The sequence below is a fragment of the Alteromonas sp. K632G genome (assembly GCF_017653625.1).
Taxonomy (GTDB): Bacteria; Pseudomonadota; Gammaproteobacteria; order Enterobacterales; family Alteromonadaceae; genus Alteromonas; species Alteromonas naphthalenivorans.
The window spans coordinates 125,594-145,226 of the sequence record NZ_JAGGDM010000010.1 but is presented as its reverse complement, the minus strand read 5'-3'; the positions used below and the strand labels follow the sequence as shown (position 1 = coordinate 145,226).

Annotated in this window: 22 protein-coding genes and 1 other annotated feature; of the genes, 7 read left to right on the top strand and 15 right to left on the bottom strand. The window is 44.6% G+C overall.

What is annotated here, in order from left to right; genetic code table 11:
• Positions 1 to 13: 13 nt before the first annotated feature.
• From hisIE to hisG, 8 genes are read right to left on the bottom strand one after another with little or no spacing between them, the layout of a single operon-like run.
• Positions 14 to 631: a bifunctional phosphoribosyl-AMP cyclohydrolase/phosphoribosyl-ATP diphosphatase HisIE gene (hisIE, locus tag J5X92_RS11725; RefSeq protein WP_013783419.1), complete on the bottom strand. Its 618-nt coding sequence runs from the start codon at positions 629 to 631 to the stop codon at positions 14 to 16.
• Positions 628 to 1,437 carry an imidazole glycerol phosphate synthase subunit HisF gene (hisF, locus tag J5X92_RS11720; protein WP_013783420.1) on the bottom strand — a complete coding sequence of 270 codons (810 nt, stop codon included), beginning with the start codon at positions 1,435 to 1,437 and terminating at the stop codon, positions 628 to 630. Before hisF ends, hisIE begins: the two co-directional genes overlap by 4 nt.
• Positions 1,419 to 2,156 carry a 1-(5-phosphoribosyl)-5-[(5-phosphoribosylamino)methylideneamino]imidazole-4-carboxamide isomerase gene (gene hisA, locus J5X92_RS11715; protein WP_013783421.1) on the bottom strand — a complete coding sequence of 246 codons (738 nt, stop codon included), beginning with the start codon at positions 2,154 to 2,156 and terminating at the stop codon, positions 1,419 to 1,421. Before hisA ends, hisF begins: the two co-directional genes overlap by 19 nt.
• Positions 2,156 to 2,800, bottom strand: a complete 645-nt coding sequence (hisH, locus tag J5X92_RS11710) for an imidazole glycerol phosphate synthase subunit HisH (RefSeq protein WP_013783422.1) — start codon at positions 2,798 to 2,800, stop codon at positions 2,156 to 2,158. Before hisH ends, hisA begins: the two co-directional genes overlap by 1 nt.
• Entirely contained in the window at positions 2,800 to 3,870 is a 1,071-nt protein-coding gene (gene hisB / locus J5X92_RS11705; RefSeq protein WP_126871417.1) for a bifunctional histidinol-phosphatase/imidazoleglycerol-phosphate dehydratase HisB, read from the bottom strand. The genes hisH and hisB overlap by 1 nt, the downstream gene beginning before the upstream one ends.
• Positions 3,867 to 4,955 (bottom strand): histidinol-phosphate transaminase, encoded by a 1,089-nt coding sequence (gene hisC, locus J5X92_RS11700; RefSeq protein ID WP_126871418.1) that lies wholly within the window; start codon positions 4,953 to 4,955, stop codon positions 3,867 to 3,869. The genes hisB and hisC overlap by 4 nt, the downstream gene beginning before the upstream one ends.
• Positions 4,955 to 6,271, bottom strand: coding sequence for a histidinol dehydrogenase (hisD, locus tag J5X92_RS11695; protein ID WP_208805805.1), 1,317 nt, complete (start codon positions 6,269 to 6,271; stop codon positions 4,955 to 4,957). The genes hisC and hisD overlap by 1 nt, the downstream gene beginning before the upstream one ends.
• A 13-nt stretch (positions 6,272 to 6,284) precedes the next feature.
• Positions 6,285 to 7,187, bottom strand: coding sequence for an ATP phosphoribosyltransferase (hisG, locus tag J5X92_RS11690; RefSeq protein ID WP_013783426.1), 903 nt, complete (start codon positions 7,185 to 7,187; stop codon positions 6,285 to 6,287).
• Positions 7,188 to 7,246: 59 nt separating this feature from the next.
• Positions 7,247 to 7,365 (bottom strand) — a sequence feature (His leader region).
• Positions 7,366 to 7,596: 231 nt separating this feature from the next.
• Here hisG and J5X92_RS11685 point away from each other — a divergent pair.
• Positions 7,597 to 7,956, top strand: coding sequence for a hypothetical protein (locus tag J5X92_RS11685; protein ID WP_013783427.1), 360 nt, complete (start codon positions 7,597 to 7,599; stop codon positions 7,954 to 7,956).
• A 94-nt stretch (positions 7,957 to 8,050) separates the two neighbouring features.
• Here the strand turns inward: J5X92_RS11685 and J5X92_RS21295 are convergent, their stop codons facing one another.
• The 7 genes from J5X92_RS21295 to J5X92_RS11655 form a co-directional block, all read right to left on the bottom strand.
• Entirely contained in the window at positions 8,051 to 8,182 is a 132-nt protein-coding gene (locus J5X92_RS21295; protein WP_013783428.1) for a hypothetical protein, read from the bottom strand.
• Between the two features lie 163 nt (positions 8,183 to 8,345).
• Positions 8,346 to 8,945, bottom strand: a complete 600-nt coding sequence (locus J5X92_RS11680; RefSeq protein WP_126871420.1) for a thiamine biosynthesis protein ThiC — start codon at positions 8,943 to 8,945, stop codon at positions 8,346 to 8,348.
• A 151-nt stretch (positions 8,946 to 9,096) separates the two neighbouring features.
• Positions 9,097 to 9,516 carry a GNAT family N-acetyltransferase gene (locus tag J5X92_RS11675; protein ID WP_013783430.1) on the bottom strand — a complete coding sequence of 140 codons (420 nt, stop codon included), beginning with the start codon at positions 9,514 to 9,516 and terminating at the stop codon, positions 9,097 to 9,099.
• Positions 9,517 to 9,939: 423 nt separating this feature from the next.
• Positions 9,940 to 10,512 (bottom strand): YSC84-related protein, encoded by a 573-nt coding sequence (locus J5X92_RS11670; RefSeq protein WP_013783432.1) that lies wholly within the window; start codon positions 10,510 to 10,512, stop codon positions 9,940 to 9,942.
• Between the two features lie 160 nt (positions 10,513 to 10,672).
• The gene (locus J5X92_RS11665) at positions 10,673 to 11,557 is read right to left on the bottom strand and encodes a TraB/GumN family protein (protein WP_041452490.1); all 885 of its coding nucleotides are present in this window, start codon (positions 11,555 to 11,557) and stop codon (positions 10,673 to 10,675) included.
• A 215-nt stretch (positions 11,558 to 11,772) separates the two neighbouring features.
• Positions 11,773 to 12,024, bottom strand: a complete 252-nt coding sequence (locus J5X92_RS11660) for a DUF6482 family protein (RefSeq protein ID WP_013783434.1) — start codon at positions 12,022 to 12,024, stop codon at positions 11,773 to 11,775.
• 138 nt (positions 12,025 to 12,162) lie between these two features.
• Positions 12,163 to 12,648 (bottom strand): DUF2244 domain-containing protein, encoded by a 486-nt coding sequence (locus tag J5X92_RS11655; protein ID WP_049791747.1) that lies wholly within the window; start codon positions 12,646 to 12,648, stop codon positions 12,163 to 12,165.
• Between the two features lie 177 nt (positions 12,649 to 12,825).
• Here J5X92_RS11655 and J5X92_RS11650 point away from each other — a divergent pair, with 177 nt between their 5' ends.
• The 6 genes from J5X92_RS11650 to J5X92_RS11625 all read left to right on the top strand — a co-directional run bounded on the left by J5X92_RS11650 (position 12,826) and on the right by J5X92_RS11625 (position 19,614).
• On the top strand, positions 12,826 to 13,692 hold the full coding sequence (locus J5X92_RS11650; RefSeq protein ID WP_126871488.1) for a sulfite exporter TauE/SafE family protein: 867 nt from the start codon (positions 12,826 to 12,828) through the stop codon (positions 13,690 to 13,692).
• Positions 13,693 to 13,737: 45 nt separating this feature from the next.
• Positions 13,738 to 15,078 (top strand): alpha-amylase family glycosyl hydrolase, encoded by a 1,341-nt coding sequence (locus tag J5X92_RS11645; RefSeq protein ID WP_013783437.1) that lies wholly within the window; start codon positions 13,738 to 13,740, stop codon positions 15,076 to 15,078.
• A 224-nt stretch (positions 15,079 to 15,302) separates the two neighbouring features.
• Positions 15,303 to 17,222 (top strand): ATP-dependent DNA helicase, encoded by a 1,920-nt coding sequence (locus J5X92_RS11640; protein WP_126871421.1) that lies wholly within the window; start codon positions 15,303 to 15,305, stop codon positions 17,220 to 17,222.
• 3 nt (positions 17,223 to 17,225) lie between these two features.
• Entirely contained in the window at positions 17,226 to 17,954 is a 729-nt protein-coding gene (gene tsaB, locus J5X92_RS11635) for a tRNA (adenosine(37)-N6)-threonylcarbamoyltransferase complex dimerization subunit type 1 TsaB (protein WP_126871422.1), read from the top strand.
• Positions 17,955 to 18,307: 353 nt separating this feature from the next.
• Entirely contained in the window at positions 18,308 to 18,610 is a 303-nt protein-coding gene (locus tag J5X92_RS11630) for a hypothetical protein (RefSeq protein WP_126871423.1), read from the top strand.
• A 359-nt stretch (positions 18,611 to 18,969) separates the two neighbouring features.
• Positions 18,970 to 19,614: a Slp family lipoprotein gene (locus tag J5X92_RS11625; protein ID WP_231882102.1), complete on the top strand. Its 645-nt coding sequence runs from the start codon at positions 18,970 to 18,972 to the stop codon at positions 19,612 to 19,614.
• Positions 19,615 to 19,633: the final 19 nt, after the last annotated feature.

The window sequence follows — 19,633 nt, the reverse complement described above, 5'->3', positions numbered from 1 at the left end:
GGGCGATGAACACTTACTTTTGACGTTCACGCAATACAGATAGTGCATCATCAAGCGACATGTCGCTTGCTTGCAGCAATACGGTTAGGTGATACAGCAAATCAGCGGCTTCGTTTTTAAGCTCTTCTTTGTCGTGTACCGTAGCAGCAAGTGCGGTTTCAACACCTTCTTCACCCACTTTCTGTGCAATACGCTTAATGCCTTTATTGTACAAGCTAGCGGTGTAGCTGCTTTTCGGATCTGCGCCTTTACGGGCAGCCAATAAGCGCTCTAAATCAGCCAGAAAGGTAAAGCTAGGCGTATTGCCTTCAAACCAGCAGCTTTCAACGCCTGTATGGCACGTAGGGCCGTTAGGGTTGGCTAACACTAATAGCGAGTCGAAATCGCAATCGGCGGCTACGCTGACTAAATCTAAGGTATTGCCTGAGGTTTCGCCTTTTTGCCACAAACGCAGTTTTGAGCGACTAAAAAAAGTGACTTTACCGCTATCTAGTGTAGTGGCTAGTGCATCTTGGTTCATGTAACCCTGCATTAGTACTTTGCCTGAAAGGGCGTCTTGTACTATGGCTGGAAGCAGGTTGTCCATTTTTTCCCATGCTAGGGTATTACTGTTTTCGGAAGTTACAATCACGGCTTTATTCCTTGTGCGTTTGGTAGGGCGTGACGCTTACGCATAGGTACGCCATTAGCGGTTAAATCGGCCTTTAGGTCATCAATGTTAATAATGCCTTTATGGAATACGGAAGCGGCTAGCGCGCCATCAACATCGGCTTGTTGAAATACATCGTTGAAGTGAGAGATCTCACCGGCACCGCCAGAAGCAATAAGGGGTACTTCGCACACTTCACGTACTGCGCTAAGCTGGGCTATATCATAACCTTTGCGTACACCGTCTTGGTTCATGCAGTTAAGCACAATTTCACCGGCACCGCGTGACTGCACTTCTTTTATCCAGTCTAGGGTTTGCCATTGGCTCTTTTGAGTGCGGTTCTCATCGCCAGTAAACTTATACACTTCGTATTGCCCGGTGGCGTCGTTGTAAAAGCTGTCTACCCCAATGACTACACACTGCTGGCCGTAAACGTCATGCATGGCATTAATTAATGCAGGGTTGTTTAGGGCAGGGGAGTTAATTGAAATTTTATCTGCGCCCATTTCTAAAATGCGCCCAGCATCTTCAATGCTTTTGATGCCGCCGGCTACACAAAATGGAATGTCGATAACCTGTGCAATACGGCTTACCCAGCTTTTATCTACCACGCGCTCATCTGAGCTTGCAGTAATATCGTAAAACACCAGTTCGTCAGCACCCGCTTTTGCGTATTGCTCTGCTAAGGGTACGATGTCGCCAATAATTTCGTGATTTCTAAATTGAACGCCTTTAACGACTTTGCCGTCGCGAACATCCAAACAAGGAATTATGCGTTTTGCCAACATGCGATAGCCTCCTTCACGGTAAATTTACCTTCAAGTAAGGCACGGCCCAAAATCACACCGCCAACGTTGGTTGGTTTCAACGCCGAAATGTCGTTTAAGCTACCTATGCCGCCAGATGCTTGCCAGCTAACATTAGGGAAGCGTGCACTTATCTCTTCGTAAAGTTCTACATTAGCGCCTTGTAGTGTGCCGTCACGGCTAATGTCAGTGCAAAGCACATGTGTAGCACCAACTGATGCAAAGTCGTTTAGCAAGTCTTCCAAGGCTACCCCTGAATTCTCCTGCCATCCGTGAGTGGCAATCAGCTTTTCGCCGTTCTCACTAATGTTAATATCTAAGGCTAATACGATATGTTCAGCACCGTATTTGGTTACCCACGATTTCACCAGTTCAGGCTGTTTAACCGCGAGTGATCCAATCACCACGCGGCTTACGCCAATATCGAGTAACTGGGCTACTTCTTCTTCACTACGAATACCGCCGCCGGCTTGAAACTGCATGCGCTTGGTATCTACCATTGATTTAATCAAGGTAAGCTGGCGCTTGCTGGTGTCTTTCGCGCCAGTTAAATCAACAATGTGCAACCACGTAGCGCCTTGGTCGGCATAGTCGTTTACCACGTCTACTGGGTCGAATTCGTATTTTGTTTTTTGCTCGTAGTCGCCCTGATACAAACGCACTACGCTGCCATCGATAAGATCAATTGCTGGAATAATCATTATAGGTTCACAAAGTTAGTCAGTAGTTGCGCACCAGCATCGCTGGAGCGTTCAGGGTGAAATTGTACGCCAAAGAAGTTGTCTTTATTAATGGCCGCTGAAAACGGGTTACCATAGTTACAGCTGGCTAGGGTATGGGCGTACTCTGGTACCGCAAAGCTGTGCACAAAATAGAAATAGGTATCTTGTGGGATGCCTTTAAACAAGGTGTCGTCGCTATGAGAAACCGTATTCCAACCCATGTGCGGCAAACGCAAGCCATTCGCTTCCATACGAGCAACACGACCAGGCATTAGCGACAAACAAGGAATGTCATCCTGCGTATCTCCTAAGCGGTTCTCTAAGCTACCTTCAGCGCTGCTTTCTACCATTAACTGCATACCTAAACACACGCCTAGTACTGGCTGGGTTAGGCTTTGCAATGTGCTTGATAAGTCTTTTTGCGTAACGCTTGCCATGGCAGCAGCTGCAGTACCCACACCGGGTAAAAATACTTTGTCGGCGCGGGTGATCACATCTTTGTCGTCAGATACTTCAACGGTTACACCTAAACGCTCTAGCGCAAAGCGAACCGATGAAATATTTGCGCAGCCTGTGTTCACAATGACAATCTTTTGTCGTTGTGATTTTTGTATTTCAGGCATTAAAGCGCTCCTTTACTGCTAGGCAGTGCATCACCTTGTCGCGTAATGGCTTGACGTAACGCACGGCCAAATACTTTGAATAAACTTTCTACCTGGTGGTGAGCATTCCCTTCGCTGGTGGAAAGGTGAAGCGACAGCCCCATGCTTTGCGCCAATGAATAGAAAAAGTGCGGCACCATTTCAGTGGCCATTTCGCCCACTTGGTCGCGGCTGAAATCAGCTTCAAACTTAAGGTGAGGGCGGTTTGAGATATCCATAATACATTCTGCGCGGCACTCATCCATAGGCAGGGCAAAACCAAAACGGCCAATACCACGTTTATCACCGAGGGCTTTCTTAAGGGCTTCACCCAATGCTAATGCAGTGTCTTCCACACTGTGGTGATCATCTATGTGCAAATCGCCATCTACGGTCACGTTTAACTCAAACCCACCGTGGGTCGCAATTTGGTCGAGCATGTGGTCGAAGAAACCCAACCCAGTGTGGATGTGCGACTTCTCGGTAGAGTCTAAATCTACGCGTACTTTAATGTCGGTTTCTGAGGTAGTGCGGATAACTTCGGCAATACGTGAAGACGACAACAAGGTTTTCTGGATGTGATCCCAGTTCAAGGTGTCAGGGTTATATTGCAAACCTTTAATACCCATGTTCTCGGCAAGTTGCATGTCGGTCATGCGATCGCCAATCACGTATGAACGGGTGAAATCCACCTTTCCTTGCTGAAGGTAATCTTTCACTAACCCCAGTTTAGGCTTACGGCAAGTACAGTTGTCTTCTTCAAAGTGCGGGCAAATAAGCACGTCGTCAAATGTAATGCCTTGGCTTTTAAAAATAGCCATCATGGCATTATGAGGCGCGTCAAAATCAGCTTGTGGAAAGCTGTCCGTGCCTAAACCATCTTGGTTAGTGACCATGACAAACTTAAAGCCTGCGGCTTTTAGCTTTAATAACACAGGAATAACGTTTGGCTCGAAAACCAGCTTTTCTAAACTGTCTAGCTGTTTATCTACCGGTGGTTCTTCTACAAGTGTACCGTCGCGGTCGATAAATAAAATGGCTTGCTGACTCATGCCGCTAGCTCCTTTTTAAATTCGTTGATCAGTTGCAATAAACGCTGGTTTTGTTCTTCAGTACCAATGCTTACTCGCAAGCAATTTGTAAGGTTAAGCTGTTTAGATTGGTCGCGTATTAATAACCCTTTGCTCACCAAATATTGCATGAGTTCGCTAGCACGCTCGTAGCGAAATAGCACAAAGTTTGCTTTTCTATCGCCAACCAATTCAAAGCCGTCAATATCGGCAAGCGCGGTTGCCAGTAGGTCTTTTTCTCTATTGATGGTATCTACCTGCAACTGAATTAATGTCAGTGAGTCAGTAGATAACGCCTGTGCAGCAATTTGTGCCACAGGCTCTGCAATAGGGTAGGGTGCAATAACTTTTAGCAACGCTTGAATAACCGGCGCTTGGGCTAGAGTAAAGCCGCAGCGTAAACCCGCTAACGCAAAGGCTTTTGAAAGCGTGCGTAGTACTACTAGGTTAGGGTAATTCGCTATTTCATTTGCCCAAGTATTTTCGGCATCAAACTCGATATAAGCTTCATCAACCACCACTAGTGCACTATCAGAAAAGTGGTTGAGTACTGTCCGAATATCTTCCCTGGCAACCTGTGTACCTGTTGGGTTGTTTGGTGCACAAATAAAAATAACATTAGCGTTATCGATTGCACACACGCCTTCAACGTCTAAGCTGAAATCGCCTTTTAGTGGCACTGTCGTAATACCCACATCACAGGTTTCTGCGCTAATCGCGTACATGCCGTAAGTAGGCGGGCAAATAACAATATTATCTTTGCCTGGGGTGCAAAAGGTACGAATCAGTAATTCAATGCCTTCGTCTGCACCACGGGTAACAATCAATTGTGAAGTATCAATGCCTGCATAAGCCGCATAGCTTTCAACTACTGATGATGGCTGGCACGACGGGTAACGATTAAAGTTACTCGCATCTATGTCATACTCATTCGCATAGGGCGACTCGTTAGCATTTAGCCAATCTTGGCCGCCTGAATATAAACGCCTTGCCGACTCATAAGGCTTAAGCGGCACCAAATTAGCATTAATCAGGTTATCAATAAGCGTATCAACAAGAGCAGGCATTAAGCATCTCCCTTATTGGTAACGTTTGCTAGCTTTTGCATACGCAGCGCTACCGCTTGTTCGTGAGCATCAAGGCCTTCAGCGCTGGCTAAGGCCATAATAGCGGGGCCTAAGTTACGCATGCCGTCTGCTGATAACTCTTGAATAGTGTAGCGACGCATAAAGTCGAGCAAACCTAAGCTAGAGTAGTTCTTCGCATAACCGTAGGTAGGTAATACGTGGTTTGTACCCGAGGCATAATCACCGGCAGATTCTGGAGACCAAGGGCCTAAGAATATCGAACCTGCATATTTGATTTTCGGCAGTAGGCTGCGAGCATCTTCTATTTGCACAATTAAGTGTTCAGGCGCATAAGCATTGCTTACTAAAATGGCGTCATCTACTGAATCTGCCAAAATATAGCGGGCATTCTCCATCGCAGGGCGAGCAATATCGGCACGTGAAAGCGTAGACAATTGGCGTTCAACCGCTGCTTTTGCTGCCTCAATCAAGGTTTCGCTATTAGACACTAAAATGGCTTGAGAATCTGGGCCATGCTCTGCTTGAGAAAGTAAGTCTGAAGCAACAAATTCAGCATCGGCAAATTCATCTGCTAATACCAATACTTCAGACGGGCCTGCTGGCATATCGATTGCTGCACCATCAGCACGTAAGCTTACCTGCTGTTTGGCTTCAGTCACAAAGCTATTACCCGGGCCGAATATTTTATCAACTTGCGGTATAGAGTCTGTACCTAATGCCATGGCTGCAATGGCCTGTGCCCCGCCACAAAGATATATGGCTTCAATGCCACATTTTCTTGCGGCATACGCAATTTCAGGGGCAATTAAGCCTTGCTTGTTGGGTGGCGTACAAAGCAGTTTGTTTTCACAACCGGCTACCAGTGCAGGCACACCCAACATCAATACCGTAGAGGGCAAAGGAGCGCTACCACCTGGAATATACAAACCTACCGCATCAAGAGCTGTGAAGCGTAATTCGCAGTTCACACCAGGTGTAGTGGTTAGGGCAATATCACTTGGCAACTGCGCATCGTGAAACGCTTTAATATTGTTAAATGCAATATCAATAGCGCCAGCCACTTCTGCGGTAACCGAGCTTGCTAACGTGTCGATGTTTTCTTGCGATAACACTAACGATTGCAAATCAGGGTAATCAAACTTACGAGTGAAGTCGATAACAGCTGCATCGCCTTTACTTTCAACGCTAGCGATAATGTCGCCCACGGTTTGTTTTAACTGTTGGCTATTGGCCATAGCCGGGCGCGAAAGCGCTGTTTTTTTCTCAAGCTTTGATAGAGATGACCAGATAATCATAATCTTTTGCCTTTTAGCCCATCATTTTTTCGATAGGCATAACTAATATTGAAGAGCAGCCTAGGGCTTTTAGTTTTTCCATGGTTTCCCAAAATAGGGTTTCAGTAGAAACAACATGAATAGCCACATGCTCTTCATTGCCAGACAAAGGCAATACGGTTGGGTTTTCAGCGCCAGGTAACAAGCTTTTCACTTGTTCTAGATAAGCTTTTGGTGCGTGAAGCATGATGTACTTGCTTTCTTTCGCCAGCAACACACCATCAACACGCGGCATAAGACGATTAATAAGCGTTTGCTTTTCATCACTCATGTTGCCGTCGGCACGTTGAATTAATACTGCTTTTGAGCGGAAGATGACATCCTCTTCAACCAGACCGTTCGCTTCAAGGGTAGCGCCCGTTGATACCAAGTCACAGATAGCGTCGGCAACGCCAGCGCGTGGTGCAACTTCAACTGAACCGGTAAGCATGACTGCTTTAGCATTAATTTTTTGCTCTGCAAAATAACGCTCTAATAGGAATGGGTAAGTGGTAGCCACTTTCTTGCCTTCTAAAGACTGAATGTTGGTGTAGTCCATTTCAGTAGGCACGGCGATAGACAAGCGACAGCCGCCGTAGTCTAAACGACGTAATACTTCATAATCAGAAGGCTTGTTAGATGCTTTGCGTTCTAACATTTTTTCTTCAAGTTCGTTTTCGCCAATGAAACCAAGGTCGGCTACGCCGTCCATTACTAACCCTGGAATATCGTCGTCGCGAACACGTAATAAATCGATAGGCTCGTTGGTAGAATGCGCAATCAGCAGGCGATCACGAATGTTTAATTTAATGCCAATAGCCTTAAGTAGCGCGATGCTGTCATCGCTTAAACGGCCTGATTTCTGTATGGCAATTCGAAGTCTTTTGCTGTTACTCATTGAAACGTTCCTTTCACGTTGTACTACTTTTTACTGTCTTAACGATTACGCCTAAAACGAAAAACCCCCGGAAGTTTCCTTCCGAGGGTCGAGAATTTTTTCTATCTGCGCCACTGGAAGGAATAATAGACCTTCCAGCACGAACCTGAAAGGCTATGCTTTATGATGGTGGTGATGTTTTACAGCGCAGTTATTCATTTGATTTCTTAATACCTATTTCCGAACGGCTGAAACATTAGCGGTTTGCCCCCTATTTTGCAAGGCGAAAGTGAACTCTTTTTGCAGTTTCAGTCTAAATTAATATGTATATAGTAAAACTTTTTGATCTGAGCCAATGTGATCGTTTTCCCTATTAAGTAAAGTAGATGATGAAATATCACAAAATTGACCTTAGCGGGTTGGGGTAGCCATGAGTAATGACTTAATTTTTTCCATTTTACCGCGCAACACCAAAGTGCCCATCGAATCTGATAATAGGGTTAAAAAAGTGGTGCGCAGCGAAAAGTCAGAGGCGCTCAATCAAGATGAAAAAGAGCAACATGATGAAGTGCATATTGTTGATGAAATGGCGCAGCGGGAACGGCACGAGGAAAACAACGAAAAGAAAGAACACCCGAGCAACCAAGTAAATCGCCAACAAGAAGACAGCCAAGACGATAATTCAATAGGACAGCAATTGAGCGAAACTGAAAGCAGTGAATTAGATACCGCAGATGCAACAGGTACTAAAATACCGCGGGGCATCAAGCATGTGGATATTACCATTTGATTACAGCAGGCTGCTTTCGGCTTCCTTACCATCATCTCTTAAATGTTGCCCCTCAGTATCTCTGCAGTAACAAAGACACATCAGCGAGTTTATATTATTTACTGCCCCGTTGTTTAATTGCACGCTTTAGTTCAGTAGGCAGTAAAAACGCATAGCTGATAAACATAAGCGCGATGCCAGTCACAATAAACAAATCATCTGCATTTAAAGAAAGTAGCGCTGTCATAATAATACCTCTAGGCGTTGAGAAGGAATGTAATAAACTACAACCCAATATTACCACTTCAGTGTCTATAAAATAGGGGGAGGCTACCCAACTTTAGTTTAAAAATCAGGCGTTTTTAGACTAATTGACTAATCACAGGTTATTGGTGGTAAGCGCATATCGCCTAATCTTCACTGGCAACACGGATCAGACAGAAAGCCAGAAGCAGGGTTGCGAGCACACCAAACCCTCCAGCCACCGCTGATGGTAAGAAAGCGTTACGGCCAAATACAATCAAAATTCCATTGGCGAGTATAGCAACAACACCCACTAGCGCAGTTAGTCCACCTAAGGGCTTAGCGCCATCTTTCATTTTTGCAATGCCAAAAATAAGCGCCGCAAAACCCAGCAGTAGCTTGGCAGCGTAATAAATCATGAAAGACAAAGCCACTACTGCGCCGGCTAATGGCCCTATGCTCTCGTTTTGACCAGCAGCCTCACGAAAGGGGGTAAACAGAGTAAGGCCAACACTCACTTGCACTAAATTAAGGGCTGCACTGAACGCAATGGCAGACCATCCTACATGGTAATGTTTAGCGCGCACCATTGCAGCGCCGGCAAAGGCCATAAGGAAGGTGAAAAGAATACTTTCCGTTCCCCAAAATAGCTGCCGTGGAAAATCGATGCCAGCCATGCGAAGCAGGGTATAAAGTGCTTGTGTAGCTGCCAGCAAAAAGAGTAAATACGATGTCACCCTAACTGTGTGTTTATTCGTAAAATCCATGGTTTTCCTTTGTTTTTTGTCTAACGTCTCTCTATTTAGTTTGTAGAGACATTTAAAATATCTACCCTAACACTTCAGATAAGGCTTCTTGTGCGCGCTAGCCGCCGCAGTCTAACCTAGACCCAATAACAAGCCTTGTTACAGCAAATTGCTAAATAAACTTGCACATGCCTAGGCCTAGTGTTTGACCGTCACGGGATGTGAACCCGAATTTTTCATAGAATTTCTCTTTACCATACGCTGAAAGTAATCCAACGGTTGAACCAACAGGGCAATGCAAAGTGAGATAGCGGTTGATGGATTGCATGATTTGAAAACCCAAGCCACGTTTTTGGTGTTCGGGGTTAACAATAATGTCTTGAACATAGAAGTACATAGCGTCATCACCTATTACCCGTCCACAGCCAATAAGTTGATTTTCTAAATAAAGTGAAACCCAGAATAAAGAGGAATCTATACTACTTTGAATGATTGAAAGTTCTGGGTTTTCCCAACCTACGATGCTTCGAAGTGATGCGAAGTCGACAACTTTCGGGGGCTCTTCTTTCAAAATAATCTGGGATGCTGACATTCTATTGCCCCATTAATTTGCTCTTCAGTTAAATGGTGGTAAACAACCTAAGCCAAATCCTTTTTTTATTGCTAACGCTTAGTCTTTCTCGAGAATTCTATACTGCATCAATATGTTATATTTTGGTAGTGAAATCAATGTCATAATTTATAGCCGAATAACAAAAACAAAAACAAAAACGAAAACAAAAGTCAAAACCATATATATAATTTAATAAAGCAATATCCCAGATGTGTTGTCGGCGGTTACAGCTGGAAAGGAGGTAGGAGAGGGCGCAAGGCTGCGGGAATGGAATTCACTGAAGTTGAGGCTATTTACCGGTGTGCAAGTCGCTTTCTTAAAAGAAAAACTGGCACTGGCCTTTTTAATAAAAATTAAAAAGGCCAGTGCCAGATTGTTATTTTTAGCGAAATCTAGCTTTTATTAGTTAAGTTCTTTATCTACCCAGAACTTGGTACCTTTCACCGTGGCTTGCAACGCTAAGCCGCTTTCGGTCATGGTATAAACCGTCACATTGCCTAAATAGCCTTCGCCTTCCGCTGACATTCCTTTGTTACCGGCTTTAGCCGCGGCATCAGCGTTACCGCCTACAGTCCAACCATTCTCGATAAAGTAGCTCATGGCTTTTTGCGTGTGGAAAACCATCACTACGCGGTAGTCTTTCGCACCTAGTCCAAGACCAACACCGCCTTCGGCCATATTCATGTAAGTTTTCGTACCAGTAATTTGGTTGTTCACTACGCCGTAACCCGTACCTGCAGCGAAGAAAATAACGTTAATGTTCGCGTTGGTGAATACTGCATAACCCGCTGCATCACGCACTTGAGAGCGAGTATCAGGCTTTTCTGTATATAGCCTAGCCAATGCATTTTGCTGCATATCTAAAATAGCTTGTCGCTTTTCAGCAACACTACCGTCACCCATAGAGGCACAGCCCGTTACTGCAAGTAAAACTAAACCTACCAACGAAAGTGAAGTTAAGCTTTTGAAATTCATATTTTTTCCTTCGATTCAATTTTAAAACGTACTGTCTAAACTTTGGGCTTAGGTATTAAATAAACCTAAACGGGTCGGTTTAATCGTTTATTGCATGTCGCTACAATTCTAGTACGCAAAAAATGTGCTCAAAGGTTAGTTTTGAATGTAAATGTTATTGCTACTTTACCTTCTCAACCTTGAAACCTTGCTGTTCTAGCATGTTCAATACGCCCAGTTCGCCTGGCAAATGCAATGCGCCTACCAGCACAAATTCAGTGGGTTTAGTTGCCAATGCTTTCACTAAAAATTGCATCCATGCTTTGTTTCTAGACGATAGAAGCGTATCGAATATATCAGGGTATTCGGATTTGAAATCAGCCATGCTTTCTTCGTACATTGTGTCGAGGTCGCCTGCTTTCCAACTCGATTTTAACTTAGGTAAAACCTCGGGGAGGGTTTCAACATCTTCAAGGGTGTATTGAATAAACGCATCTTCATCGCCGTTACCCATTTGCTGAATAAATGAAAGTTGTTGCTCTGGGCTTTCTAGCCAAAGAATGGTTTTATCGTCGTTTTTGCCGCGATTAAAGAAATATTTATCTACGCCCTCACTGGTTAGCCCCATGATTTGTAGTTCAATCATGCTCAAAGTAATGCTTAAAAATGCAGGCTTATACATCATAAAATTAGAAAGTGATAAACCACGGGCTTCCATATGTGCTGATAAATTCGCTATGGTTTTTTCTGAAAGCTCATCAGCAAGGCTGTTACCCGAGGTGTAAGTCAGCTTGTCCATCATAGACTGTGCAAATGCTTGTGTTTCTAAGGCATCTAGGTCTGTTTCAAACACTAAGGTTTCTGACTGTTGGTAAGCGGTGTTGTAAGCGTCAGGAAGGGGATAGTCGCTTTCGCTGAGTAAGTGGAGCGTACCGCCAATGTAAAGGGTGTTTTCGCCGTTACTAACTTTAAAAACTGAGGCAGAAAAGGCTGGCGTGGTTAGCGCTACTACATAAGTTGTAAGTAAAAGCGCTAAGCTAAAAGCACGTGGGCTGAATTTCATCATATTGTCCTATTAGATGATAATCAGCCACTTTACCGAGTAAGTTATCTCTATTCAACCAAGGTCTATTTAACCAGCATTCAACGACTTTCTTACCAACTAGCCACAGGACAGCAAATGTCAGGGCCGCTCACACCTAGGTAGCTCACACCTAAGTAGCTAACACAAAGGAAGCTCACGCAAACCTGGTAATAGAAGGGCAGTTAAGAAAAGAGCTACTAGCGATGCCAATCAATTTCGAGTTCCAGCGCATCTGGAATCTGTGACTGCCCTACCATTTCCTCGTAAGGGGTGGTTTGACGCAGCCAAACATGTTCAAACTCCTTGGAATTAAAGTGGTCTTTAATTTCATTTAGACAATGAAATGTCTTTGGTCGAGACGTTTTGTCTCTTACTAACGTGCGGGATGCACCTAGCCCTGTTGCCGCTAAATAGCTACCGCCTTCAATTGACTCTATGTACAGATTCATAATTGTTCTCCGAGATAACACGACTAGACACTACTATTTGTAGTTCATAGGCGGAAAAACGGATATTAAATTTAATTTAAACTTCGCGTCGCCTCACTAAAACCAAAGCGGCGCTTACACGTATTGCTAGATGCTAAGCTAGGTTTTCCACCAATGATTACGGCATACCATGATGCCTTCGTTACCTAGTGTTTCTTTTAGTAATGCGCGATCTTCAAGATTGAGGAACTCCCCTAAGACAATACGTTGTTCGCCATCCACTAGGCTGACAGTGGGAAGGCGCCAGTCGTTTTCATCTTCGGTAAATTCAATATGCGCGGACGGACGAGTAAAAGTGAGTGTGCGGTGACGTGTGCAAAAATGAATAGTGTGTGGGGCAATATCAATGGTTTCCCACCGGTAAGTGCTGCGGGACACTTGGTACATGATAAAAATAAGCAATACAACTTCTACACCAGCAAAGGGTAATATTACCCAAACGCCTACCAACGCCCAGCCAATAGCGATAGTGAATACAGCAACGGCAAAAATTAACATCAGCCATTTAGTATCTTGCCAGCTTGCTGAACGGTTAGGCGTGAGCCGCAACCTTTTCTTACCTTGGAGCGAGATTGTTTCTAACATAAAGTTCAAAGGATAAAACGGGAGCTACCTAGTAATATTAGTAGGCATTGGGTATTTTGCCGTCGTGATTTGTTTAAATAAAAACACTAGCCGTACACGAGAGTTCCATCTCCATGCGCCGTTTAGGAGAATGTGTTGAATCGTTTATTTCAATGGGTAATACAAAGCCCTTTAAAAATGCTTTTGGTTGTACTGTGGGTAGTGGTGATTTTTTCTCAATCCGCGCCGCTAGTGCTTATTGCCGAAAATAGCCTTTTTAGTTTGCTTGGCATTATTGGCGCTATTTTCGCCAACGCGACTGGTGCGGGTGGGGGCGTGGTATTTGTTCCTTTCTTTAACCACTTAGCGTTTTCCTCTCAGAGTGTGGTAGCCACCAGTTTTGCTATTCAATGCTGCGGCATGACTGCTGGCGCTATCACGTGGTGGCGTTATAAACGTTGTCATCATCAAACCGACAGTCAATGGCGCGCGTTACCTACAAGCTTAATGCTAAGCGTACCTGCCTCACTGTGTGGTGTGTGGTTCGCTCAGTTTGGCCCAGAGAAGTTTAGTGTGCTTTCACCCTTAAAAGGAGGAATAGAACAGATTCACTTAGGGTTTGGCGCATTTTCTATATTGCTTGCTGTGGCTATTTTTGCCTCTATTCCTTTTTTAAAACGGGTTGCCTTAAAACAAGATGCTGAGCAATTCGATATTGTCGCGCTGCCAGTTATTTCTTTTTTCGGGGGAATTGTTACCGCTTGGCTTTCTGTAGGGGTAGGCGAGCTGGTGGCTGTTTACCTTATCATTAGAGGGTTCAATGTGACGATGGCGATTGCTGTTGCAGTCATCTTGTCAGCCTTTACCGTTTGGGGCGCTGTGATTTACCACGTGTTAGTAACCCAAGCCGTAGTTTGGGACGTAGTGATATTTGCAGGTGCAGGAGCGATTATTGGTGGCATGTTAGCAAAGTATGTTGTGCTGGCTTTTTCACCCCAAAAACTTAAACTTTTCTTTGGCACTTGGGTTCTTTTGCTCGGCGTATCTGGTTTACCTATTTTCTAAGTGCATATTTTGTAGAGGAATAGTTTGGCAAAAAAGGATGCATGGATGACAATTCAGACAACTCCCAAGAAAATTTACCGTGTAACGCAGCCTGAATGGTCGAAACAAGCCGTTATCTATCAGGTGAATACTCGCCAGTTTTCTGTATCTGGTACATTCAAAGAGGTGACGAAACGCTTAAATCATATTTGTGATTTAGGTGCTGATATTCTTTGGCTTATGCCTATTCACCCAATAGGTGAAAAAAATCGAAAAGGTGAACTTGGTAGCCCGTACGCGGTTAAAGACTATTTGGATATTAACCCTGAGTTTGGCAATGCAGACGACTTTCAAGAGTTGGTGCAAGAAGCGCACAACCGGAATTTAAAAGTTATCCTAGACTGGGTGCCTAATCATAGCGCCTGGGACAACCCTCTAGTGGATACTCATCCTCATTGGTATGCCAGAGATCACCACGGTGAGTTTCGCCCGTCTCCTTGGTGGGATTGGTCAGATATTATCGAGTTTGATTACGACGAACCTGCGCTACGTGAGTATATGATTAATGCCATGCGCTATTGGGTAGAACGCTTTGACATTGATGGTTTTCGATGTGATGTAGCGGGGTATGTGCCGAACGATTTTTGGCATCAAGCGCGTGTTGCCTTAGATGCTATAAAACCCGTATTTATGTTGGCAGAGTGGGAAAATCGCGATTTACACGAAACCGCTTTTAACATGACTTATGCATGGAGCTGGAATGAAACCATGCATGAGCTCGCTCATGGGCGATGTTCTCTTGATAGACTGAGAAAATATTATTCATGGAATGAACGGGCGTGGCCGCACAGTGCTTATCGAATGACGTTCGTGAGTAACCACGATAAAAATGCGTGGGATGGTACTCAGGCAGAGCAATTTGGCGATGCGTTGGAAGGCGCCATTGTATTGTCGGTGTTAGGCGAAGGTATGCCGCTCATTCATAATGGCCAAGAAGCCGGGGAAACAAAGCGGTTAGCGTTTTTCGAACGTGATCCCATTGAATGGCAACCTCATCGCATTGGTGATTTGTATAAAGCGCTCATTAAGATAAAAAAATCTATTCCTGCCTTGGGCAATGGTGAATTTGGTTCACGTATGATTCAGGTGCCAAGTAACGCTATGTCACAGGTATTCAGCTTTGTGAGAATGGATGAACACAATAAAGTGTTAGTGATCATCAATTTTTCAGACACTTTAGGCAAGGTCACGTTTAATGACCCTATTCTTAATGGTCATTATTATAAGTGCACGCTCGATTCAAGCTCTTCCCACCACGAGAGTAAAAGCGAAACCGAACACTTGCATATTGATAAGGCCGTTCAAATTGACCCGTGGGGCTATCAGGTATGGATTAGCTCTCATTAAATGGTAAGTATGGCTGAGCTTATATGGGGGAGGTTGCATGGCTGAGCTCATATGGTAGAGCTCGCATACATCCGAAACTAGGGGGGAGTAAACGCTAGTGGTAAGTGAAATCTGTCATTCGGGATGGAATTTTTATGAATACTAACCATTTTTCGAAAAACTTTGGCATAATGCACCGCTTTGTGGCCTAGCGGCCAAATCTTCACTTTTACGTTAAGTACACTATGCCAACTATCGATGACATCTTTTCTTCCACGGGTTTACTTGCTAAGACTATCAATGGCTTTGTTCCCCGTGAAGCGCAAACAGAAATGGCGCAGGCGGTAAAAGAAGCCATTGATGAAACCGGCAGCCTAGTGGTTGAAGCCGGGACAGGTACGGGAAAAACTTTCGCGTATCTTGCACCAGCACTGCTGGCAGAGGGCAAAGCGATAGTGTCTACAGGAACGAAAAACCTGCAAGAGCAGTTATTTCATCGCGATTTACCTTTAGTGAAAAAAGCCCTTAGCAGCAGGCGTAAAACGGCGTTGTTAAAAGGCCGTGCGAATTACCTTTGCCTGCACCGACTAGAACAACATGGCGGTAACTCCACGTTAGTGGAAAAAGAGGTGTTAGGCCAGCTATCTGAAGTGAAACTATGGTCTACCACTACCAAAACCGGCGATATGGGCGAGCTGAAAAGCTTACCTGAAGATGCTCGGGTGCTGCCATTAGTGACGTCTACCGTTGATAATTGCCTTGGTCGGGACTGCCCTGATTATGAAGAGTGTTATTTGGTTAAGGCACGGCGTAAGGCGTTAGATGCCGACATTATTGTGGTCAATCACCACTTATTTTTCGCTGACATGGCATTAAAAGATACGGGTTTCGGTGAGCTTATCCCAGAAGCCGACGCCATTATATTTGATGAAGCCCATCAAATACCCGATATTGCCGCAGACTACTTTGGTGAGTCGCTTTCTACCCGCCAAATTCAAGATTTAGCCAAAGATATTACCCTTATTTTTAGAACCGTGTTGAAAGACGCGGCTCAGTTAGACAAAGCAGCCGACAAATGCCGCATGATTGCTGCAGATTTGCGCTTGTTATTCCCCGATACTACCCAACGGGGAAACTGGGCCGAAGCCTTGATGCGTGACGATGTGCGCTTAGAAGTGGGTAAACTAGCAGAAGCGCTAGGGGTTTTACATGAAGTGTGTAAGCTGCATATTGGTCGCGACAAAGATTTAGATAATCTTTATGAAAGAATAGTGTCCGTTAGGGAGCAACTTGACTCGTTAAGCGATGAGAAACAAGAAAATGTGAGCTTGTGGTATGAAACCACAACGCGCCATTTAATTATGCATTTAACGCCGTTGTCTATTGCAGCTAAGTTCCGCCGTTTTGTGGCATCGCCGCCTCGCGGGTGGGTATTTACCTCGGCGACCTTAATGGTTAACGGCGGCTTTGAACATTTTCAGCGCAGAATGGGGTTAGAAGACTCAAGAACGTTAGGCTTAGATAGCCCCTTTAACTACCCTGAACAAGCCATGTTGTGTGTACCGCGGTATTTGCCCGAGCCAAATAGTTTTTCAATGCGTGAAACCTTGCTGAATACGGCAAAAAGGTTAATTAAAGCCAGTAAAGGCCGATGCTTTTTGTTATTTACCAGTCATGCCATGCTGCGTGAAATAGCCGGTAAGCTAGAAGATGAAATTGATAACCCGCTGTTAGTACAAGGCACAACAACAAAGCAGGCGTTATTAGATGCGTACTTGGCCGACGAAAAAGCCGTGTTAATGGGCACGGGCGCTTTTTGGGAAGGGGTAGATGTACGAGGGAATGATTTGGTGTGCGTCATGATAGATAAACTGCCATTCGCATCACCAGACGACCCGTTATTGCAAGCACGAATGGACGATGTTAAAAAGCGCGGCGCTAATCCATTTGGCGTTATTCAAATACCCCAAGCCGTCATTGCGTTAAAGCAAGGTGCAGGGCGCTTAATTCGCGACCCTACCGATAAAGGTGTATTGGTAATTTGCGATAATCGCTTAGTCACCAAACCCTATGCGAAAACTTTTATAGGTAGCTTGCCGAATATGCGCAGAACCCGCAGTCTAGACGAAGTAGAGTCTTTTCTTGCAAGAATTGATGAAGAGTAAAAAATGAAGATTTTAGCCATCGACACGGCAACAGAAGCCTGTTCAGTAGCACTAAATACCGGCGACGCTGTCGTTTCACGTTTTGAAATTTGCCCTCAGCAACATAGTCAGCGTCTATTGCCTATGTTGGACGAAGTGTTAAAAGATGCAGGGCTTGTTCTGGGCGATTTAGACCTATTAGCGTTTGGGCGAGGCCCAGGTAGCTTCACCGGCGTGCGTATTGCCACAGGAATGATTCAAGGTTTAGCGCTTGGCACTGGTTTGAAGGTAGCTGGCGTAAGCACGCTTGCGGCTATGGCGCAGCAAGCGTTAGTCAATAACAAGGTGACAGCTAAGCAGGTTTCTTGGGTAGTGTGCGTTACCGATGCCCGGATGGGCGAAGTTTACTTTGCCATCTACAAATCTGAAAATGGTTTATTGAAAGAAGTGGTTGCAGAGCAAGTGTGCCCGCCTGAAGCTGCTGTGGAACTTATCAATGATGCTATAGCGGCCAACCAAGGTGAGAACGTGAGTGAGTTTGAGCCTGTTGGTACAGGTTGGCAGGCCTATCCTGCGCTTGCAGCATTGTTGCCTGAAGGCCATGAAGTGTCTATTGAATTTCCTGATGCGGTTTACATGCTTCCACTTGCTGAGCAACTCGCGAACAAAGGCGATGTACACGTGGCCAGTGATGTAAAACCTGTTTATCTACGAGACAAAGTAACGTGGAAAAAGTTACCGGGCCGCGAATAAGCGGGTAAACCTCAGGCCTGATAACTTTTTGAGGAACTTCATTCAAGAGCCTCTTCAAGAGCTTTTTCAAATGTTTCTTCAAGAACATTCTTCGAGCGCCTTATTCAAGAGCATTTAGTCTACGTTAAACCGAACTCTCAGCCACTAACGGCACCGTATACTACGAGCCTCTAAAACAAGGCTCTCAGGTGAGCGGGGAAAAGTCATAGTGTTCAGGCGCGATTCTTGCAAGTAACACCTTTATATTGGGCGGTGTATTGTTCAGGAGATGGCTTTTACAACTTAACATACGTTGTATTCATCCCATTACTTCACCTACTTGATTTCATTTAAAAGACTGACACGTTTTTGGTATGCATATAACTAACAATTTTTCGATACCTTCACCGCATCAATCAGAGCCCTCACAAGGGCGCGTTGCTAAAGTTAATAAAGATGCGCAACAGCAAAGCAATAATGAAGGCAAGCAGCAGAATAACCATATTGTCGTGGCCCCAGATGCACAAGGCACCGACAATGCACAGGCTTATCAACGTTTCGTTCGAGAAGATAGTGCCGGCTATTCTCAGCAGGCTATTGCTTCGTATACCAGTTTTGAAAAGCAGCAAGAGCGTGAGTCGGTACAAAGCATGTTCGGTGTAGATATATACGCTTAGCATTTACATTAAATCAGTGCATCCTTGCGCGTTAGTGCCTTAATTTAATGCCCTCCAACTCAGTGTTATAAAACCCAACTAAACTTTTTGCCAAAAAGCCCGTCTAAAGATTAACAGTCGTTTAAATCAATGTTCTTTATGGCATTTGTTAAGTATCAATGCTAACTTTTAAGCCAAAGTACCCTACTGGTAAGGTCATTTTTTAATGATAGTCTCTGGTGAAAATGTGGGTTAACAGGGTGACACCGTTACTCAGCGCATTAGGGTTCGATTCATTACTATTTGTAGTACTATATATTTTCTCGGCGCTTAGTATCAGTTACAAGTTAAAAGTGCTTAGGCGGCCAAAAGGAGGCTTCATGCTGGTTAGAATGTTAGTGATAGTAAGTGTGGTACTTTTCGCAGGTTGTGCGATTGTGCCAGAAAGCGTAGAGGTGCCAAAAGGTACTGAGCTAGTTTCTTATTCCAAGGCCGTTACCTCTGGCGCTAATGCTCAAGGTAAAATGGCGCGGTGGGGCGGTGTTATTGTTGGGGTTGAAAATAAGCCAAACAAAACCTTCATCGAACTTGTTCATTTTCCACTGAATAATTATGGCAAGCCTAATAGTAGCGGTGAAACTGTCGGACGCTTTAAAGTGCAAATCGACGGTTTTGTTGATCCTATCGTTTTTGAAGAAGGACGTTCGGCCACGTTTGTTGGCAAATTGGTACCACCCACATCAGGCATGGTAGGTGAACAACCCTACATGTACCCTACAATATTGGCTGATGACTACCACATGTGGCGTAAACAAGAGGTTTACGACGTGAACATGTATTATTTTGATTATGGTACGGGTTGGTATTCACCGTTTATGCGGCACAGACCTTGGGGCTACCCAAGCTATAGAAGGGTGCGGGTAACACGCTACGATAATTCGCCTTCTAGCCCTAAACCTTCAAAAAGTCGGTCTAATGCTATTTCAGCCTCGCATGAAAAAATGCGCAAGGATAAAGAGAAATAAGTAGTCTACCAGATGAAAA